15 protein-coding genes and 1 rRNA gene are annotated in these 19,284 nt (G+C 67.4%); 10 read left to right on the forward strand and 6 right to left on the reverse strand.

Annotation, left to right across the window (positions count from 1 at the left end; translation table 11 throughout):
* Nucleotides 1-33: 33 nt before the first annotated feature.
* Nucleotides 34-146: ribosomal RNA gene (gene rrf, locus AC1DY7_RS22385) — 5S ribosomal RNA — on the forward strand.
* A gap of 81 nt (nt 147-227) precedes the next feature.
* On the opposite strand, the gene AC1DY7_RS22390 is transcribed toward rrf, so the two are convergent.
* A complete protein-coding gene (locus AC1DY7_RS22390) occupies nt 228-722 on the reverse strand; it encodes a methylated-DNA--[protein]-cysteine S-methyltransferase (protein ID WP_477495924.1) in 495 nt (164 codons plus the stop codon).
* Nucleotides 722-2,230 (reverse strand): AlkA N-terminal domain-containing protein, encoded by a 1,509-nt coding sequence (locus AC1DY7_RS22395; protein ID WP_477495925.1) that lies wholly within the window; start codon nt 2,228-2,230, stop codon nt 722-724. The genes AC1DY7_RS22390 and AC1DY7_RS22395 overlap by 1 nt, the downstream gene beginning before the upstream one ends.
* 277 nt (nt 2,231-2,507) lie before the next feature.
* Between AC1DY7_RS22395 and AC1DY7_RS22400 the strand changes: the two genes are divergently transcribed.
* Both AC1DY7_RS22400 and glsA read left to right on the forward strand, forming a co-directional pair.
* The gene (locus tag AC1DY7_RS22400; protein WP_477495926.1) at nt 2,508-4,349 is read left to right on the forward strand and encodes a DUF1214 domain-containing protein; all 1,842 of its coding nucleotides are present in this window, start codon (nt 2,508-2,510) and stop codon (nt 4,347-4,349) included.
* An 11-nt stretch (nt 4,350-4,360) separates the two neighbouring features.
* Nucleotides 4,361-5,641 (forward strand): glutaminase A, encoded by a 1,281-nt coding sequence (glsA, locus tag AC1DY7_RS22405; RefSeq protein WP_477495927.1) that lies wholly within the window; start codon nt 4,361-4,363, stop codon nt 5,639-5,641.
* A 5-nt stretch (nt 5,642-5,646) separates the two neighbouring features.
* On the opposite strand, the gene AC1DY7_RS22410 is transcribed toward glsA, so the two are convergent.
* Nucleotides 5,647-7,251, reverse strand: a complete 1,605-nt coding sequence (locus tag AC1DY7_RS22410) for an adenylate/guanylate cyclase domain-containing protein (protein ID WP_477495928.1) — start codon at nt 7,249-7,251, stop codon at nt 5,647-5,649.
* A gap of 47 nt (nt 7,252-7,298) precedes the next feature.
* Here AC1DY7_RS22410 and nucS point away from each other — a divergent pair, with 47 nt between their 5' ends.
* On the forward strand, nt 7,299-7,973 hold the full coding sequence (gene nucS / locus AC1DY7_RS22415) for an endonuclease NucS (RefSeq protein ID WP_477495929.1): 675 nt from the start codon (nt 7,299-7,301) through the stop codon (nt 7,971-7,973).
* A 32-nt stretch (nt 7,974-8,005) separates the two neighbouring features.
* Nucleotides 8,006-8,257, forward strand: coding sequence for a hypothetical protein (locus AC1DY7_RS22420; protein WP_477496087.1), 252 nt, complete (start codon nt 8,006-8,008; stop codon nt 8,255-8,257).
* On the opposite strand, the gene mce is transcribed toward AC1DY7_RS22420, so the two are convergent.
* Entirely contained in the window at nt 8,254-8,727 is a 474-nt protein-coding gene (mce, locus tag AC1DY7_RS22425) for a methylmalonyl-CoA epimerase (RefSeq protein ID WP_477495930.1), read from the reverse strand. The genes AC1DY7_RS22420 and mce overlap by 4 nt on opposite strands.
* Before the next feature lie 83 nt (nt 8,728-8,810).
* On the opposite strand from mce, the gene AC1DY7_RS22430 reads away from it, so the two are divergent.
* From AC1DY7_RS22430 to AC1DY7_RS22440, 3 genes are read left to right on the forward strand one after another with little or no spacing between them, the layout of a single operon-like run.
* Entirely contained in the window at nt 8,811-9,992 is a 1,182-nt protein-coding gene (locus AC1DY7_RS22430) for an acetyl-CoA C-acetyltransferase (protein ID WP_477496088.1), read from the forward strand.
* 52 nt (nt 9,993-10,044) lie between these two features.
* Entirely contained in the window at nt 10,045-10,410 is a 366-nt protein-coding gene (locus AC1DY7_RS22435; protein WP_477495931.1) for a DUF3817 domain-containing protein, read from the forward strand.
* Between the two features lie 13 nt (nt 10,411-10,423).
* Nucleotides 10,424-11,308: a co-chaperone YbbN gene (locus tag AC1DY7_RS22440; protein WP_477495932.1), complete on the forward strand. Its 885-nt coding sequence runs from the start codon at nt 10,424-10,426 to the stop codon at nt 11,306-11,308.
* 15 nt (nt 11,309-11,323) lie between these two features.
* Here the strand turns inward: AC1DY7_RS22440 and glgB are convergent, their stop codons facing one another.
* Nucleotides 11,324-13,519, reverse strand: coding sequence for a 1,4-alpha-glucan branching protein GlgB (glgB, locus tag AC1DY7_RS22445; protein WP_477495933.1), 2,196 nt, complete (start codon nt 13,517-13,519; stop codon nt 11,324-11,326).
* Nucleotides 13,520-13,523: 4 nt separating this feature from the next.
* Nucleotides 13,524-15,593: an alpha-1,4-glucan--maltose-1-phosphate maltosyltransferase gene (locus AC1DY7_RS22450; RefSeq protein WP_477495934.1), complete on the reverse strand. Its 2,070-nt coding sequence runs from the start codon at nt 15,591-15,593 to the stop codon at nt 13,524-13,526.
* A 229-nt stretch (nt 15,594-15,822) separates the two neighbouring features.
* Between AC1DY7_RS22450 and glgP the strand changes: the two genes are divergently transcribed.
* Together glgP and AC1DY7_RS22460 are read left to right on the forward strand one after the other, a co-directional pair.
* Nucleotides 15,823-18,423, forward strand: a complete 2,601-nt coding sequence (gene glgP / locus AC1DY7_RS22455; RefSeq protein ID WP_477495935.1) for an alpha-glucan family phosphorylase — start codon at nt 15,823-15,825, stop codon at nt 18,421-18,423.
* On the forward strand, nt 18,420-19,283 hold the full coding sequence (locus AC1DY7_RS22460; protein WP_477495936.1) for a virginiamycin B lyase family protein: 864 nt from the start codon (nt 18,420-18,422) through the stop codon (nt 19,281-19,283). The genes glgP and AC1DY7_RS22460 overlap by 4 nt, the downstream gene beginning before the upstream one ends.
* The last annotated feature ends 1 nt before the right edge of the window (nt 19,284 follow it).

Raw genomic sequence — 19,284 nt, forward strand, 5'->3', positions numbered from 1 at the left:
ACCAGGGGGCACTCAGAAAAGAGTGAATAAAGTTACGGCGGCCATAGCGGCAGGGAAACGCCCGGACCCATCCCGAACCCGGAAGCTAAGCCTACCAGCGCCGATGATACTACCCTTTCGGGTGGAAAAGTAGGACACCGCCGAACACAATTTAAGTCCCCGGCCCTCCAATTTCGATTGGAGGGCCGGGGCATTTTGTGTTTCAGGTCGAATTCGCCGCGGCCATTTCAGAACAGCGCCGGCGAATTACGGCTCATCTCCATTTCCAGGAGAGCTTTCTTTTTATCCAATCCGCCGCCATAACCAGTGAGGCTGCCATTGGCGCCGATCACCCGATGGCAGGGCACGATGATGCCTATCGGATTGTGACCATTCGCCAATCCGACGGCGCGGTAAGCGGTCGGTGACCCTATTTGTTCGGCGATCTCCCCGTAGGTCCTCGTCTCGCCGTACGGAATGGTGAGCAGCGCCTGCCACACTTTGCGCTGGAAAGGTGTACCGAGCAATTCCAGGTCGAGGTCGAAGTCGGTACGCGAACCGTCGAAATACGCCCGCAATTGTTCCACCACATCGGGAAAGGCGTCGTCGTCGGGCTGCCACTGATCGCGGTTGGGTTCATAGGTCTGATCCACCATCCGCAGATGCATCAGCTGTCCGTCGATACCGGCCAACGTGAGCAGCCCGACCGGGCTGTCGATGGCGCGGAAATTCATCACCGACATCATTTCTCCTGTTCTACTGGCGGCGTTCCCTTGGGCGGCCAGTCGTTGACGGCATGGTCCAATGCGGTCCACAAGTGCTGGGTGGCATAGGCGCGCCACGGCCGCCAGGCCACGCTGTGTGCGGTGAGTGCAGCCGTGCCGGTGGGAAGCCCGAGAGATCCGGCCGCCGCTTGGACACCAAGGTCGGTCACCGGGAAGGCGTCCGGATCCCCGAGACCGCGCATTGCGATCACTTCCGCTGTCCACGGCCCGATCCCCGGCAACGCGAGAAGCTGCGCCCTGGCCCGGTTCCAGTCCACGCCCGTATCCAACTCGACCTCGCCGGCAGCCAGCGCCGCGACCAGGGCGATGACGGTGCGGCGCCGTGACCCGGGCATCTTGAGCTGATCCGGGTCCATCGCAGCCAGCTGCTCGACCGTCGGAAAGGTATGTGTGAGGCCGCCATCCGCATCGGCGATCGGTGTCCCGTACCGCCCGGCGAGCCGGCCGGCATGTGTGCGTGCGGCCTTGATGGACACCTGCTGGCCCAGCACCACTCGGATGGCGAGCTCGTCCTCGTCGACCGTGCGCGGGATGCGCTGCCCAGGTGCCTTGGCCACCAGCGGTGCCAGTTGGGCGTCGGCGCTCAGTGCCTCGACCACGGCAGTCGGGTCGGCATCGAGGTCGAGTAGCCGTCGACAGCGGGCGATGGCCGCGGACAGGTCCCGGAAGTCGTCGACCACCAGCCGGCATCGCACGTGATCGGGTTGCGGGGTCAGGCTCACCACTGCGGACCCGAACGCCAGGCGCAAGGTTCGCCGGTAGGCGCCGTCGCGCACCTCCTCGACGCCGGGGACAGCGCTGGCCGCCAGATGCCCGAACAAGCCCTCGAAGGCGAACGGGGTCCGGACGGGTAGCCGAAGGGTCAAGACGTCGGCACCGGCATGGTCGTCGCGGCCATACCGGGTCCTGGCTCGTCGGCGCAGTTCGGTGGGGGTGAGGGCGCAGACCTCGCGCACCGTGTCGTTGAACTGCCGGATACTCGCGAATCCGGCCGCGAAGGCGACGTCGCCGAACGGCAGATCGGTGGTCTCGATCAGAATTCGGGCCGTCTGGGTGCGCTGCGCCCGCGCCAGGGCCAGTGGATTGGCGCCCACCTCGGCTTGGAGGAGGCGCTCCAACTGCCGGGTGGTGTAGCCGAGGTGCGCCGCGAGTCCGGTGACGCCCGACCGGTCGACGGTACCGTCGGCGATCAGGCGCATCGCGCGGGCGACCACATCGCCGCGGACATTCCACTCCGGGGACCCCGGTGACGCATCGGGCCTGCAGCGCTTGCACGCTCGGAAACCCATGCGCTGGGCGGCCGCCGCCGTCGGATGGAACACCACGTTGCGGGCCAGCGGCGGACGTACGGGGCAGCTGGGGCGGCAATAGATTCCGGTGGTGAGCACGGCGGTGACGAACCACCCGTCGAACCGGGCGTCCTTGGACTGGACGGCCCGGTAGCAGCGGTCGAAATCGTCGTGCATGCAATCAGCTTTACACGCACCCACCGACAGCACTGGCGGAAAACCGACATCGAAGTGGTGCGGCGCCGCGGACGGTGCCGGCACTTTCGTGCACCGTGACGCGGGAGGGATGATGTCACCGCTGCGGCGAGAAACGTGCTGATAGAGGCTCTCGCCTCGCGCCGCCCTCGGGATCGGGCGGGTTCGGAATTCGGTCAATTGCACGCACCCGTGCACACATCGGTGGTATCGGTTGAACGTCCGTCAACAAGAGTTGCGATCACAGAAGAGGTGCAGCTTGTCCGGCAGCACAGCATTCATCGGCCGCATCGGCGGGCTGGCCGTGGCACTGGGAATCGGTGCCGCGATCGCCAACAGCCCGGGCATCGCTACCGCCGAGACCACCTCGGATTCGGCTCCGTCCGCCTCCGCGGATTCCGCGGACACCCCGAAAGCCGACGCCGCAGATGCGGCGCCCGCCGCCCATAATTCCCGCACCGCACGACGCCCGGTCGTGAAGACTCAGCGCGCGGAGGCCCGTCTGACCGAGAAGACCGAGAAGACCGAGAAGAAGGCGCGGGCGACCTCGGATCACCCCCGCGTCCCCAAGGACAATCCGGCCGCCGTGGCGCTGGCCGGCGTCGCGCGCCGCGAAGTGGGCCACGACAACGACGCCTCGTCGAACGTGCGCACTGCCACCGCGGCGAGCGGCGCCACGGCCAAGGTGCCGTCCACCACCGCCGAACCGGCTGTGACGACCAATCCGCTGGGCACCGCCAACCAGCTTGCGGCCGAGAAGGTGGCCAAGCGCACCGTCGATTCCCTTCCGGTCAAGCTGGTGAAACTTGTTCTTCGCGCGGGCTTCTTGTCCGCGGCCAAGCAACAGTTCGACCGGGTCGACGGTCCGGATCAGGAGAACCTCGACCGCCTCGACGCGGCGGTCGACGCGTATGCGCTGGCATCGGCATTCCAGCAGCAGTTGCTCAATTCGGCCAAGCCGACCGTCGTCATGCAGGTCGCCCCGCCGCACACCTGGTACGGACAGGACACCGGGGCGTCGCGGATCCTCTACGACAACCCGGACACCATCTACCGCTTCATGGGCGTCAACGGCGCCTCGAAGTACGTCATCACCGGCCGGTTCTCTGATCCCGACAAGGTGCCGGCCGACACCACCTTCAGCGTCCTGACCGGGCTGACCGGGGACACCACCTCGGTGCTCACCAAGGACAAACTGAAATTCAACGCGGACGGCAGCTTCACCATCACTGCGGACTCCACGCCGGCCGGCGGGCGCGACAACCATCTGCAGCTGCCGCCCGAAGCCACCCTCATCGCGACCCGGAACACGTTGTCGGACTGGGGAACCGAGGTTCCGATGAGCTTGGAGATCAAGCGCGTCGGTGGCCCGCCGAACAGCCTCTTCAGCCAGCTCGGCGGGTTCGCCATCCCGGGGATCGGGCCCACCGTGGTGCGCAATCCCTTGCTGACCAAGCTCGTCTCGCTGGTCCCGCCCCTACCCTTCGTGCCGCCGGTGGTGCGCGGCACGGTGACGGCGGTGATCATGGCGCTGGGCATCCAGCGCGAAGCCAAGTACATGGCCGTGGCCACCACCGATCCGACCACGGGTCAGCGCCAGGAACCGAACGTCTTCCGCAACCCCACCCGCAACGCGGAGTTCCTTGCCACCCAACTGCAGAGTGCCGGCTACTTCCAGCTCGACGACGACCAGGCACTCGTGTTGACCATCAACCCGGACGGCGCAGGCTATTTCGTGGTTCCGGTGACCGACGACTGGACGGTGACCAAGGACTACTGGAACGAGCAGACCAGCCTCAACCTCTCCCAGTCGGTGCGCAACGACGACGGCACCTACACGATCGTGGTGTCGCCGACCGATCCGCACGTGGCGAACTGGGTTTCCACCGGCGGACTGAACCAGGGCACCATCTCCATCCGCTTCCAGGGCCTCACCGAGGACACCGCCCCGACGGTGGGCTACCGGGTCGTCACGCTGGACAAACTCGCCGACGCGCTGCCGCAGGAAGCCACCTACGTCACCGCCGCGGATCGTGCCGTGCAGATCGCCACCCGCAAGAGCGGATTCAACAAGCGGTTCGCGCCCTATCCGCAGCCGTAGAATCTCGGCCTGTGGCCGCATTGGTACAGCAGTATCTGGACGTCATCCGATCCGAGCTCGCCGGGGTGAGCGACGGTGCGCTCGCGAGCTACATCCCGGAGTTGACCACCGTCGACCCCAACGGGTTCGGCGTCTCGCTCTCGTCCTCGGACGGCTTCGTCTACGAATCCGGTGATGCGGCAACCGAGTTCACCATCCAGTCGATCTCCAAACCGTTCACCTACGCGCTCGCCCTTGACCAGATAGGGCAACGGGCGGTCGATGCCAAGATCGGCGTCGAGCCCTCCGGGGAGGCGTTCAACGAGATCAGCGTCGACCGCATCACCAAGACGCCGAAGAACCCGATGATCAATGCCGGGGCGATCGCGGCGGTGTCACTCATTCCAGGCGCCACCCCGGATGAGAAGTTCGGGCTGATCCGGGAGTTCTACTCGGCGTTCGCCGGGCGGCAGTTGGACATCGACCCGGCGGTGTACGCGTCGGAGAAGCGGACCGGCAGCCGCAACCGGGCGATCGCCTACATGCTGGCCAGTTTCGGTGTGCTCGACGGTGATCCCGACGAGGTGCTCGATGTGTACTTCCGGCAATGCTCGTTCAACGTCACCACCACCGACCTGGCCCGGATGGCCGCCACGCTGGCCCGCGGCGGGATCAATCCGATGACCGGGCGCCGGGTGACCGACGCGGGGGTGGTCAAGCGGACGTTGTCGGTCATGGTGACGTGCGGGATGTACGACGCCGCTGGCGATTGGGTCAGTGCGGTCGGCATGCCGGCCAAGAGTGGGGTGGGCGGCGGCATCGTGGCGGTGCTGCCCGGCCAGGTGGGCATCGGTGTCTACTCGCCGCTGCTGGATACCAAGGGCAACAGCGTGCGCGCAGTGTTGTTGTGCCGCAGTCTGTCCGAGCAGCTGGGCCTGCACTTCCTGACCGTCTCGCGCGATTCCCGCGCGACCTTGCGCGCCGTCTACGAACCCCACGACAACATCCGGGTCTACGAGACACACGGGGATCTGCTGTTCTGCGGGGCCGAGCAGGTGGTGCGCACCGTCGACCGCGGCTGCGACGACTTCACGGTCGGCATCCTGGATGTCTCGCGCGTCGACGATATCGACGATGCGGCCAGGGCGTTGCTCTCCGGGATGAGCACCGTGCTGCGTGACCGCGGCAAGGCCGGACTGATCGTCGACCCCGACCGCATCGTGATCCCCGAGGGATCGGAGTTCGAGGACATCCGGTACGTCAGCGTGGAGGATGCCGTGGACGCCGCCCGGGCGCTGGTGCGCGGGCAGTGAGGCGCTCAGACCGGTAGGGCCAGCCGGGTGGGCTCGTCGAGTCCGCGCAGGGCGACGGTGTCGCCGAGAGTCCAATGGGCGCTCTCGGTCTCGGTGGCGCCCTGCAGCGTGGCCGAGGACGCCACCAGCTGGCCCGGCACGGTTTTCGAGTGCTCGCACAACCGGGCCGCCTCGTTCACCGGCTCGCCGATCACCGTGTACTCGAAACGCTCCTTCGCGCCGACGTTCCCCGCCACCACTTGGCCTGCCGCCACGCCGATTCCCGCGTTCAGTTCGGGGACCTCGGTACGCAGGCGGGTGGCGATGGCGCGGGCGGCGCCCAGTGCCTCATCCTCGGCGTTCGGCAGCGAGACGGGGGCGCCGAACACCGCCAGCACCGCGTCGCCCTCGAATTTGTTGACCAGGCCGTGGTGCTGGTCCACCTCGTCGACGATGACGGCGAAGAAGCGGTTCAGCAGCGCGACCACCTCCACGGCCGGCCTGCTGGCGACCAGTGCGGTGGAACCGATGACATCGACGAAAACCACTGCGGCGTGGCGTTCCTCGCCGCCGAGCTCAGGGCGTTCCTTCTCCGCCAAGGCGGCCACGTCACGGCCGACGTGCTTTCCGAAGAGATCACGTACCCGCTCACGTTCACGCAGGCCGACCACCATCGAGTTGAAGCCGCGCTGTAGCTGGCCGAGTTCGGTCCCGTCGAACACCACCAGCTCGGTGTCGAGGTCGCCCTCTGCGACGCGGTTGAGCGCGGCCCGCACCACCCGCACGGGTGTGGCGGTGAGCCAGGACAGAATCCACATGAGGATGAAACCGAACACCAGCGCGAAGATCGCGAGGATCATCACCGCCACGGTGAACTGCGTCGGCGACACGATCTGCAGCGAGAGCGTGATGATGGCGGCGAGCAGGATGCCCAGCACCGGTACTCCGGAGCCCAGCGCCCAGACCGTCATCGTCCGGCCCATGATGCCGGGCGCGAAACGACGTGGCGGCGGGCCGACTTCCAGAGCCTGGGCGGCGACCGGGCGCAGCGCGAACTCGGTGAACAGATAGCAGCTTGCCGACACCACGATGCCGGGAAAGCTGATGCCGAGAAGCACTTTGGGGATGTACTGGCTGTCCTGCAGGCCGTACAGCAGGGTCAGCACGAAGGTTCCGATCGCCCACAGCACCAGCAGCACGCGGGTCAGCCGCCACGGGGCGAAGAAGGTGTTGCGCTGATCGCGCGGGGTGGGCTCGCGTTCCTCGAGCGCCCAGCGGACGTTGTTGATCACGCGGTTCGTCGCCCAGATGACGCCGACGATGAACGCCAGCGTGATGTAGGCGGGTGCGACCGCGAACGTGATCCAGAGCACCTTCGGGTCGAAGACGCTGGGCACCGGGAACGTCACGGTGACGACGAGAAGCGCGACCCCGACCCCGATGAGGTTGGCGCCGAGCACCACCGTCGTGAGGATCGTCTGGATGCGGACACGGCGCCGGCGCTGGCTCTCCGAGACGCGGCCCAGGATCCACGATCCGTACTCCGGAGTGGCGCTGCCGTGACTGGTCTGGCGGGTCATCCTCTCCAGGACACGGCCGAGGCGTTGGGCAGCGGTCTTTTCTGGAGTCATCGTGGCGCCAGCCTAGTGACAAAGCCCGGGCAATCTATGGTGGTTCGGTGCGCCTCGTCATCGCCCAATGCACCGTCGATTACGTCGGCCGCCTCACCGCTCACTTGCCCTCGGCTCGCCGGCTGCTGCTGTTCAAGGCCGACGGCTCGGTCAGCGTGCATGCGGACGACCGCGCCTACAAGCCGCTGAACTGGATGAGTCCGCCCTGCTGGGTCACCGACGCGACGGCCGACGGCGCCGAGACGGTGTGGGTGGTGGAGAACAAGGCGGGGGAGCAGCTCCGCATCACCGTGCAGGACATCGAGCACGACTCCAGCCACGAGCTGGGCGTGGATCCCGGGTTGGTCAAGGACGGGGTCGAGGCCCACCTGCAGGTGCTGCTGGCCGAGCACGTCGAACTGCTGGGCGCGGGGTTCACCCTGGTGCGCCGCGAGTACATGACGGCGATCGGTCCGGTGGATCTGATGTGCCGGGATGAGACCGGCCGGTCGGTGGCCGTGGAGATCAAGCGGCGGGGCGAGATCGACGGCGTCGAGCAGTTGACCCGCTACCTCGAGCTGCTCAATCGCGATACCGTGCTGGCGCCGGTCAGCGGCGTCTTCGCCGCCCAGCAGATCAAGCCGCAGGCCCGCACGTTGGCCGAGGATCGCGGAATCCGTTGTGTGGTACTGGATTACGACAAGATGCGCGGCATGGACAACGACGAGTTCCGGTTGTTCTGATGGCGCGGCGTCCGGTTCGGCGAGCCCGGCCGATGCGGCCGCTGCCGTCGCCGCCGCGGCTGGAGATCGGTCCCGACGGCGACGACTATCACGTGCGGCCGGTGCCGGCGGCACGTGCGGAGAAGTTCTACCGCTGCCCCGGCTGCGATCACGAGCTCAAGCCGGGCGTTGCGCATGTGCTGGTGTGGCCCGCACACGGTCCTGACATGGAGGACCGCAGGCACTGGCATACGCCGTGCTGGACGAACCGAGCGAATCGAAGCCCGACGCGTCGCTGGAGTTAGTGCTCTTCAGCAGCCGGTTCGACGAGCTCGATCAGCACGCCACCGGCGTCCTTGGGATGGATGAAGTTGATCCGGGAGTCTGCGGTACCGCGCCGCGGCGCGTCGTAGAGCAGCCGGACGCCGTCGGCGCGCAGGCGCTCGGACAGGGCGTCGATGTCGCTGGTCCGGTAGGCCAGCTGCTGCAGGCCGGGCCCGCGGGTGTCGATGAACTTGGCGATGGTGGACTTCTCGTCCAGCGGGGACAACAGCTGGATCTGTGCACTGCCCTTGGCGGCGCCGCGTACCGACAGCATGGCCTCGCGGACGCCCTGATCCTCGTTGACCTCTTCGTGCAGCACGATCATGCCGAGGTGGTCGTGGTACCACTTGATCGCGGCATCCAGGTCCGGCACGGCGATTCCGACGTGATCGATCGCGGTCACCAGTGCGCTGGCGAGGGCCGGTCGGGCGTCGACGTGCTCGGTGGTCATAGACTAAAAGTAACCTGACATAGCAGTTTTTATGCCTGTGTGATAGGCCACACTAGGCTTTACAGAACCCTTGGAGGATGGAAATGACGACCTCGGTGATCGTTGCGGGCGCCCGTACCCCGGTTGGCAAGCTGATGGGGTCGCTCAAGGACTTTTCTGGCAGCGATCTGGGGGCCATCGCCATCAAGGGCGCCCTGGAGAAGGCCGGTGTCGCTGCCTCTGAGGTCGACTACGTGATCATGGGTCAGGTGCTGACCGCCGGTGCAGGGCAGATGCCCGCGCGCCAGGCCGCCGTCGCAGCCGGGATCGGCTGGGACGTGCCGTCGCTGACCATCAACAAGATGTGCCTGTCCGGCATCGATGCCATCGCGCTGGCCGATCAGCTGATCCGCGCCGGTGAGTTCGAGGTCGTGGTGGCCGGTGGCCAGGAGTCCATGAGCCAGGCGCCGCACCTGCTGCCCAAGAGCCGCGAGGGCTTCAAGTACGGGGACACCACGCTGGTGGACCACCTGGCCTATGACGGCCTGCACGACGTGTTCACCGATCAGCCGATGGGCGCGCTCACCGAGCAGCGCAACGATGTGGACCAGTTCACCCGCGCGCAGCAGGACCAAGTGGCCGCCCAGTCGCACCAGAAGGCCGCGGCCGCCTGGAAGGACGGCGTCTTCGCCGACGAGGTGGTGGCGGTCTCGATCCCGCAGCGCAAGGGTGACCCCATCGAGTTCACCGAGGACGAGGGCATCCGGGCCAACACCACCGCGGAATCGCTGGGTGGGCTCAAGCCGGCGTTCCGCAAGGACGGCACCATCACCGCCGGCTCGGCGTCGCAGATCTCCGACGGTGCCGCCGCGGTCGTGGTGATGAGCAAGGCCAAGGCCGAAGCGCTCGGGCTGCAGTGGCTGGTCGAGATCGGCGCGCACGGTGTGGTCGCGGGCCCGGATTCCACGCTGCAGAGCCAGCCCGCCAACGCCATCAAGAAGGCCATCGAGCGGGAAGGCATCACCGTCGAGCAGCTCGACGTCATCGAGATCAACGAGGCGTTCGCCGCGGTCTCGCTGGCCTCGACGAAGGAACTCGGCGTGGACCCGGAGAAGGTCAACGTCAACGGTGGCGCCATCGCGATCGGTCACCCGATCGGCACGTCCGGCGCCCGGATCACCCTGCATGCCGCCCTGGAGCTGGCCCGCAAGGGCTCCGGTTACGCCGTCGCCGCGCTGTGCGGTGCCGGCGGCCAGGGCGACGCGCTGATCCTGCGCCGCCCCTGACATCAACGACGGGGCGTAGTAGCTGACCGATTCCTCGGGCACAATGGCCGGTATGGCGAGTGTTGTTCGAGGATTCGGTGCCGAGCGTGGTCCCGGCTGGTTTCGCGTGGTGGCGGCGGCTGAAGCCGTCAGCTGGGTGGGTCTGCTGGTCGGGATGTACTTCAAGTACGTGGGTACACCCCGCACCGAGATCGGTGTGAAGGTGTTCGGACCGATCCACGGCGGCATCTTCGTCGCTTTCGTGCTGCTCGCGGTGCTGGTGGGGCTGGCGCACAAGTGGTCGCTGTCGACCTGGGTCCTGGCCTTGCTGGCAAGCATCGTGCCGTTGGCCAGTGTGATCTTCGTCATGTGGGCGGACCGCACCGGCCGGCTCGGCCGGATGCGGCAACCAGCCGGGTCGAGCACTCCCGCGACGTGACAGACTTGTCGGCGTGACACGACCCCGGCCGTCTCTGGGCCCCGCGCTGGCAGGCGCGATCGATCTGTCGGCCCTCAAGCAACCCCCGCCGTCGCAGGCCGCCCCCGCAGGCCCGTCCGGCGCCATCCAGGTGACCGAAGCCAACCTCGAAGCCGAGGTCCTGGTCCGCTCCGGCGAGAAGCCCGTGGTGGTGCTGCTGTGGACCCCGCGTAGCGAGGCCAGCGTCGCGCTCGGCGACGTCTTCGCCGAGTTGGCCGCTGCCGACGGCGACACCTGGGCGCTGGCTCTGGTGAACGTCGACACCACACCGCGGGTGGCGCAGATGTTCGGTGTGCAGGCTGTCCCCACCGTCGTGGCGGTCGTCGGCGGCCAGCCGGTGGCCAGCTTCCAGGGCCCGCAGCCCCCGGAGCAGCTGCGACGCTGGATCGATTCGCTGCTGCAGGCCGCGGCGGGCAACGGCGGCGGCGAGGGCGACGAGCCCGAGCAGGTCGACCCCGAGGTGGCCGCCGCGCGGGAGCATCTGGACAACGGCGACTTCGACGCCGCGCTGGCCGCCTACCAGGCGATCCTGGTGGCCAAGCCGAACGACGCCGAGGCCACCGGGGCCATCCGTCAGATTTCTTTCCTGCAGCGGGCGACCGTCCGCAATCCTGATGCCGTCGCGGCGGCCGACGCCGCCCCCGGCGACATCGAAGCCGCGTTCGCCGCTGCCGATGTCGAGATCCTGCAGCAGAGCGTCGCACCGGCGTTCAACCGGCTGATCGCGCTGATCAAGCGGACCGCCGGAGACGACCGCACGGCCGTCCGGACCCGGCTGATCGAACTCTTCGAGCTGTTCGACGCGGCCGACCCGGACGTCATCGCCGGTCGGCGCAACCTGGCCAACGCGCTGTACTGAGCGCCGAGGTCGGGCTCAGGCGGGCTCGAACCAGAGCGCGGCCAGCGGCGGCAACGACATCAGCGCGGAGGCGGGACGGCCGTGCCACGGCTCGGCGGTGGCTTCCACCGCGCCGAAATTGCCCAGGCCGGAACCGTTGTAGATGGTCGCGTCGGTGTTGAGCACCTCGCGCCAGGTCCCGGTGTGCGGCAGGCCGAGCCGGTACTGCGCGTGCTCGGCACCGGAGAAGTTGAACACGCAGGCCAGCACGGATCCGTCGTCGCCGAAGCGCAGGAAGCTGAGCACGTTGTTCGTCGAGTCGTTGGCGTCGATCCACGAGTAGCCGTCGGGAACGGTGTCCCGCGACCACAGCGCACGACGGCTGCGGTAGAGCCCGTTGATATCGGTGACCAGCCGCTGGATGCCGGTGGAGAAGCTCTGCTCGCCGAGTTGGAACCAGTCCAGCCCGCGCTCCTCGGACCATTCCGCGCGCTGCCCGAACTCCTGGCCCATGAACAGCAGCTGCTTGCCGGGATGGGCCCACTGGTAGGCCAGCAGACCTCGCACGCTGGCGGCCTTGGTGTGATCGTTGCCCGGCATCCGGCCCCACAGGGTGCCCTTGCCGTGCACCACCTCGTCGTGGCTGATCGGCAGCACGTAGTTCTCGCTGAACGCGTACAGCATCGAGAAGGTCATCTCGTGATGGTGGTAGTTGCGGTGGATGGGGTCGCGGGCGATGTAGGCCAGCGTGTCGTTCATCCAGCCCATGTTCCATTTCATGGAAAAGCCAAGGCCACCAAGGTTTGTCGGGCGGGTGACGCCGGGCCACGAGGTGGATTCCTCGGCGACGGTGACGATGCCGGGGTGGATCTTGTGCACCGTGGCGTTCATCTCCTGCAGGAACTGCACCGCCTCCAGGTTCTCGCGGCCGCCGTATTTGTTCGGGGTCCAGCCGTCGGCCGGCCGCGAGTAATCCAGGTACAGCATGGACGCTACGGCGTCGACGCGCAGCCCGTCGATGTGGAATTCCTGCAGCCAGTACAAAGCGTTGGCCACCAGGAAGTTACGCACCTCCGAGCGGCCGAAGTCGAATACGTAAGTGCCCCAGTCCAGTTGCTCGCCCCGGCGGGGATCGGCGTGTTCGTAGAGGGCGGTGCCGTCGAATCGGCCCAGTGCCCAGGAATCCTTCGGGAAGTGCGCAGGCACCCAGTCGACGATGACCCCGATACCGGCCTGGTGCAACGTGTCGACCAGGTGTCGGAACTCATCGGGGGTGCCCAGACGCGAGGTCGGCGCGTAGTACGACGTGACCTGGTAGCCCCACGACCCGCCGAACGGGTGCTCGGCGACCGGCAGCAGCTCCACGTGCGTGAAGCCCTGTGCCACCACGTATTCGGTGAGTTCGTCGGCGAGCTGGCGGTAGGTCAGGCCCGGCCGCCACGACATCAGGTGCACCTCGTAGGTGCTCATCGGCTCGAACACCGGGTTGCGCAGGGCCCGCCCGGTCATCCATTCGTCGTCGCTCCAGGTGTAGGTGCTCTCGTTCACCCGCGACGCCCGCGCCGGCGGAACCTCGGTGGCGAATGCCATCGGGTCGGCCCGCTCGGTGACCACGCCGTCGGCGCCGTGCACGCGGAATTTGTACAGTCCGTCGGTCGGGAAGCCCGGCCAGAAGACCTCCCACACCCCGGTGGAACCGAGAGTCCGCAGCGGGGCGTCGTTGCCGGCCCAGTGATTGAAATCGCCGATCAGGCTGACGCCCTTGGCATTCGGGGCCCACACGGCGAACGAAACACCTTCCACCGGGCCGTCGGGGGTGGTGTAGGTGCGTGGGTGGGCACCCAGCACGTCCCACAGTCGTTCGTGGCGCCCCTCTGCGAAGAGGTGCAGATCCACGTCCCCGAGGGTCGGCAGGAAGCGGTACGGGTCGGCCGTCGTGACGGAATGACCGTCGGGATAGCTGATTTTCAGTCGATAGTCGATCAAGCCGGTGATCGGCAGCGCGACCGCGAACAACGCGTCCTCCACGTGGCTGAACGGGTACCGCTCACCGCCGACGAGTGCCGTGACCTCGGATGCGTTGGGCCGCAGCACCCGGATGACGGTGTGATCACCGTATTCGTGCGCGCCGAGGATCGAGTGCGGGTCATGGTGCTCGCCGGACAGCAGGCGGTGCAGGTCGGCATCGCCGGGACGCAGGTGCGTGCTGGTGGCAGGGTTGATCCGGGTCATCGGTTCACTCCCTTCGCAGTAGGGTCATTCGGTCGTCGTGCGGGATCAGCGGCATGTTGATGACATGGGCGACGGTCCTGACGGGGTCCAGGCGGACGTAATTGGACTGGCCCCATTGGTATTCCTCGCCCGTGATCTCGTCGCGGACCCAGAACCGCTCGTAGGCCTCCATGCCCAGTGCGGCCATGTCCAGCCAGAGCGTGCCCTCCTCCGGGCCGAACGCATTGAGCGTCACCACCACCAGGACACAGTCACCGCTGATCGGGTCGAACTTGCTGTACGCCAGCAGTGCGTCGTTGTTGATGTGGTGGAATTTGATGGTGCGCATCTGTGCCAGCGCCGGGTGCAGGCGCCGAATCTCGTTGAGCCGGGATACGAATGGCTCGAGCGAGCGCCCGGCGGCCAGAGCCGACTCGAAATCACGCGGCCGCAGTTCGTACTTCTCCGAGTTCAGGTACTCCTCGCTGCCCTCGCGCACCGGTTCGTGCTCGAAGAGTTCGAAGCCGGAATACACGCCCCACGCCGGACTGAGAGTGGAGGCCAGGGCGGCGCGGATGGCGAACATGCCGGGACCGCCGTGCTGTAGCGACTCGTGCAGGATGTCGGGGGTGTTGACGAACAGGTTGAGCCGCGCGGTGTCGGCGTATTTGGCGATGTCCTCGCCGAATTCGGTGATCTCCCACTTGGCGGTTCGCCAGGTGAAATACGAATAAGACTGGGTGAAGCCGAGTTTGGCCAGGCCGTACATCCGTGCCGGTCGGGTGAACGCCTCGGACAGGAACAGCACCTCGGGCGCTTCGTCTTTGACCTTGCCGATCAGCCACGCCCAGAAGTTCGGCGGCTTGGTGTGCGGGTTGTCGACACGGAAAATCTTGACACCGTGCGAGATCCAGTGCCGCACCACCCGCAGCACTTCCTCGTACAGGCCGGCCGGGTCGTTGTCGAAGTTGATCGGATAGATGTCCTGGTACTTCTTCGGCGGATTTTCCGCGTAGGCGATGGTGCCGTCGGGCAGCACCGTGAACCACTCCGGATGCGCCTTGGCCCACGGGTGGTCGGGAGCGCACTGCAACGCCAGGTCCAGGGCGACCTCCAGGCCCTGATCGGTTGCGGCGGCGACGAAGTCGTCGAATCCCTCGATGCCACCCAACTCGGGGTGCACGGCGTCGTGGCCACCCTCGTCACTGCCGATGGCCCACGGCGAACCGACGTCGCCGGGTGCCGCTGTCACCGAGTTGTTGGGACCCTTGCGGTGCACCTTGCCGATCGGGTGGATCGGCGGCAGGTACACCACGTCGAAGCCCATCCGGGCGACGCGCGGCAGGTCTTTCGCGGCGGTGGCGAACGTGCCGTGCACCGGGTTGCCGTCACCGTCCCAGCCGCCGGTGGAGCGCGGGAACAGTTCATACCAAGCCGAGAACCGGGCCAGCGGGCGGTCCACCCACACGCCGAATTGTTCACCGCGGGTGATCAATTCACGCAGCGGATACTTCCGCAGCAAGTCACTGACCGCGGGGGAGAGGGCTTCGGCCGCGCGGGTCAGAGGATCCCCCGGCCTGCGAAGGGCCGCAGCGGCGTCCAGCAGTGGCTGCCGGTGCTCGCGGGGTACTCCGGTGGAGGCCCGCTCCAGCAGTTGCGCACCGACCAGTAGATCGTTGGACAGTTCGGTTTCACTCTGGCCGGCGTCGAGTTTGGCGGTGACCGCCTTTCGCCACGTACTGATGGGGTCACTCCAACCATCTACCCGGAAAGTCCACAACCCAACCCGGTCCGGGGTGAACTGGCCGTGGAACACGTCGGGCGTGCGACCCGGTGCCATCGGGAGGGCCAGCGGTTTGATGCGCGGCGGGGTGGCAGGCACGGGGGGCGTCGGTTTGATCCCCGGCGGATCGCCGACAAGCTGCGGGTACGCGGAACCGTGATAACGCACCACCAGCGTCGAGGCCACTGCGTCATGGCCCTCGCGCCACACTGCCGCGCTGACCGGCACCACCTCGCCGACGACAGCTTTGGCAGGGAAACGCCCGCCGGACAGTACGGGCGCGACGTCATCGATCTCGATACGACCGGGCACCCATTCACTCCCTCATGTGGGCGCGGCTGTCTCGCCGCGCGTCGATGTCCACCGTAGTAGTCAGATGCGCACAGGGTGCCCGATGAAGCCACGTTGTAATCACCCCCGGTGGGCTGGGGGCACCACCCGCTTGCGGGGGAGAGCGCAGCGACCGGGGAGGAGTGCCGGTGGGCAGGAGCGCAGCGACCGGGGAGGAGTGCCGGTGGGATTGTCCGTAAGGTGAAGACACGTGAAAGCTCTTCGCCGGTTCACCGTCCGAGCCCACCTGCCCGATCGTCTCGGCGCCTTGGAGCGCCTGTCCAACAATCTGCGGTGGTCGTGGCACAAACCGACGCAGGATCTGTTCGCGGCCATCGACGGCGAACTCTGGCAGCAGGTCGGGCAGGATCCCATCGCGCTGCTCGGCGGGGTCAGCCCGCACCGGCTCGACGAACTCGCGGCCGACGGCGGCTTTCTGGAACGTGTCGACCACCTTGCCGCCGATCTGGACAACTACCTGACCCGGCCGCTGTGGTATCAGGAGAAGCAGTCCGCCGGTGATGCGTTGCCCAGCGGAATCGCCTATTTCTCTATGGAGTTCGGTGTCGCCGAGGTGCTGCCGAACTATTCCGGTGGTCTCGGCATTCTTGCCGGTGACCACCTGAAATCCGCCTCGGATCTGGGGCTGCCGCTGATCGGCGTCGGCTTGTACTACCGGTCCGGCTACTTCCGGCAGTCACTGACCGCCGACGGCTGGCAGCACGAGAACTATCCGTCGCTCGATCCGCAGGGGTTGCCGCTGCGGCTGCTGACCCGCGGTGACGGGGAACCGGTGCTGATCGATCTCGCGCTGCCCGACGGCGCGCACCTGTTCGCCCATGTCTGGGTGGCCCAGGTGGGCCGAATCCCGTTGCTGCTGCTCGATTCTGATATCGGCGAGAACGAGCACGACCTGCGCACCGTCACCGATCGGCTGTATGGCGGTGACCAGGAGCACCGCATCAAGCAGGAGATCCTCGCCGGTATCGGCGGGGTCCGTGCCATCCGCGCGTATACCGAGATCGAAGGCCGTCCCGCGCCCGAGGTGTTCCACATGAACGAGGGGCACGCGGGATTCCTGGGTGCCGAACGCATCCGTGAGCTGATCGACGCCGGGCTGGACTTCGACACCGCGCTGACGGTGGTGCGCTCCTCCACGGTGTTCACCACGCACACCCCGGTGCCCGCCGGTATCGACCGGTTCCCGGTCGAGCTGGTCGAGCACTATTTCGGAGCGGGCGTGAATTCGCTTCTGCTGCCTGGTGTTCCGCTGGACCGGATCATCGCTTTCGGCGCGGAGGACGATCCGTCGAAGTTCAACATGGCGTATATGGGCCTGCGGCTGGCCCAGCGCGCCAACGGGGTGTCGCTGCTCCACGGGCGGGTCAGCCGGGAGATGTTCAACGAGCTCTGGCCGGGTTTCGACACCGCCGAGGTGCCCATCGGGTCCATCACCAACGGGGTGCACGCACCGACGTGGGCGGCCCCGCAATGGGTGGAGCTGGCGCGCGAGCTGATCGGCAGCGACGACCTGGATTCGCTGAGCGAAGCGGAGACCTGGCAGCGGCTGCAGCAGGTCGACCCCGGGCATCTGTGGTGGATCCGGTCGCAACTGCGGGCACTGCTCGTGCAGGATGTCCGGGCCCGGCTGCGCCGGTCCTGGCTGGAACGGGGCGCGTCCGAGGCGGAGCTCGGCTGGATCGCCACCGCGTTCGACCCCGAGGTGCTGACCATCGGGTTCGCCCGCCGGGTGCCCACCTACAAGCGGCTCACCCTGATGCTGCGCGATCCGGTCCGGCTGGAGAAGTTGCTGCTCGACGAGTCACGGCCCCTGCAGCTGATCGTCGCCGGTAAATCGCACCCGGCCGATGACGGCGGCAAGGCGCTGATCCAGCAGATCGTGCGCTTCGCCGACCGCCCCGAGGTGCGTCACCGCATCGCGTTCCTGCCGGACTACGACATGTCGATGGCGCGGCTTCTCTACTGGGGTTGCGACGTGTGGCTGAACAATCCGTTGCGCCCGCTGGAGGCGTGTGGCACGTCGGGCATGAAGAGCGCCCTCAACGGCGGGCTGAACCTGTCCATCCGCGACGGGTGGTGGGACGAGTGGTACGACGGCGAGAACGGTTGGGAGATCCCGACCGCAGACGGCCTCGCCGATGAGGGCCGCCGTGACGACATCGAGGCAGGGGCGCTCTACGACCTGCTGGAATCCTCGGTGACGCCGAAGTTCTACGAGCGCAACGAACATGGCGTGCCCGCCCGGTGGGTGGAGATGGTGCGCCATACCCTGCAGGTGCTCGGCCCGAAGGTGCTGGCGTCGCGGATGGTGCGCGACTACACCGAGAAGTACTACGCCCCGGCGGCGCAGTCGCTGCGCGCCACCATCGAACCCGGCGGCGATGCCAGCGGGGAGCCGTTCGGTGCGGCTCGGGAGCTGGCCGACTACCGGCAGCGCGCGGTCGCGGCGTGGCCGCGGATCCAGATCACCGATGTCGACAGCTCCGGGCTGCCCGACACCCCGGTACTGGGCAGCGAGCTGACCTTGACCGCCTCGGTATATCTGGCCGGTCTGGCCCCCGACGAGGTGGTGGTGCAGGCGGTGCTCGGCAGTGTGGACGCCGGCGACGTGCTGCAGAATCCCGTGACCGTGGCCATGTCACTCGTCGGATCCGCGGACGGCGGTAACCAGATCTTCTCGACCACCGCACCGCTGCCCGCGGCCGGCCCCGTCGGCTACACGGTGCGGGTGCTGCCGAAGCACCGCCTGCTGGCCGGCACGGGTGAACTCGGGCTCGTCACGCTGGCATGAGTCAAGTCCTCGACGTCGAAGTGCCGGGCGGCCCGTACGCCCTGACCCCGGGACCCGACGGTGCTGTCTGGGTGACGCTGGTGCACAGCGGGGAGATCGCCCGCGTCGCGCCCGATGGCGGGCTCGCCGTCTATCCGGTGCATCCCGAGAGCAAGCCGTCGATCATCACCCCGGGGCCCGACGGTGCGCTGTGGTTCACCCGCAGCGGCGATGACCGGATTGGCCGTATCGAGGTGGACGGCTCGCTCAGTGAAGTCGAATTGCCGCACGGCAGTTCGCCTTTCGGTCTGTGCGTGGGGTCGGACGATGCCCTGTGGTTCACCGCGATGACCTCCGGCATGGTCGGGCGGATCGACGCGGCCGGTGCGGTGGACATGGTGGCCGCACCGGGCGGGAGCCCGTCGATGATCACTGCGGGACCCGACGGTGCCTTGTGGTTCACGCTCAACGGGACCAGTGCGATCGGCCGGGTGGACATGGCGGGCACGGTCAGCACCCGCCAGACCCCGACGCCGTCGTCGGGACCGGTCGGGATCACCGCGACCCACGACGACGCGGTGTGGTTCACCGCCATCCGCGCCGACAAACTCGGCCGCATCCCGATGAACGAGGCGATCCAGGAGCTCGACCTGCCCGGCAAACCGCACGCGGTGGTGGCCGACCAGGCCGACGGCGTGTGGGTCAGCCTCTGGGGCGCCGACCAGCTCGCCCGGGTGAGTGCGGACGGTGATGTCGCGACGATCGATCTGCCCGCGGGCAGCGAACCGCACGGCTTGGCGGTGGCACCCGACGGTGCGCTGTGGGTGGCGCTGGAATCGGGTTACGTGCTGAGGTTGCCCAGCCCGACCGAACGAGCCTGAG

This window comes from Mycobacterium sp. P2_H7, from assembly GCF_056403275.1.

Coding starts and splice junctions, on each gene's coding strand:
- AC1DY7_RS22390 (WP_477495924.1), bottom strand. CDS start 722: ATGTCGGTGATGAATTTCCGCGCCATCGACAGCCCGGTCGGGCTGCTC.
- AC1DY7_RS22395 (WP_477495925.1), bottom strand. CDS start 2,230: ATGCACGACGATTTCGACCGCTGCTACCGGGCCGTCCAGTCCAAGGAC.
- AC1DY7_RS22410 (WP_477495928.1), bottom strand. CDS start 7,251: ATGACTCCAGAAAAGACCGCTGCCCAACGCCTCGGCCGTGTCCTGGAG.
- AC1DY7_RS22420 (WP_477496087.1), top strand. CDS start 8,006: ATGCGGCCGCTGCCGTCGCCGCCGCGGCTGGAGATCGGTCCCGACGGC.
- mce (WP_477495930.1), bottom strand. CDS start 8,727: ATGACCACCGAGCACGTCGACGCCCGACCGGCCCTCGCCAGCGCACTG.
- AC1DY7_RS22430 (WP_477496088.1), top strand. CDS start 8,811: ATGACGACCTCGGTGATCGTTGCGGGCGCCCGTACCCCGGTTGGCAAG.
- AC1DY7_RS22435 (WP_477495931.1), top strand. CDS start 10,045: ATGGCGAGTGTTGTTCGAGGATTCGGTGCCGAGCGTGGTCCCGGCTGG.
- glgB (WP_477495933.1), bottom strand. CDS start 13,519: ATGACCCGGATCAACCCTGCCACCAGCACGCACCTGCGTCCCGGCGAT.
- AC1DY7_RS22460 (WP_477495936.1), top strand. CDS start 18,420: ATGAGTCAAGTCCTCGACGTCGAAGTGCCGGGCGGCCCGTACGCCCTG.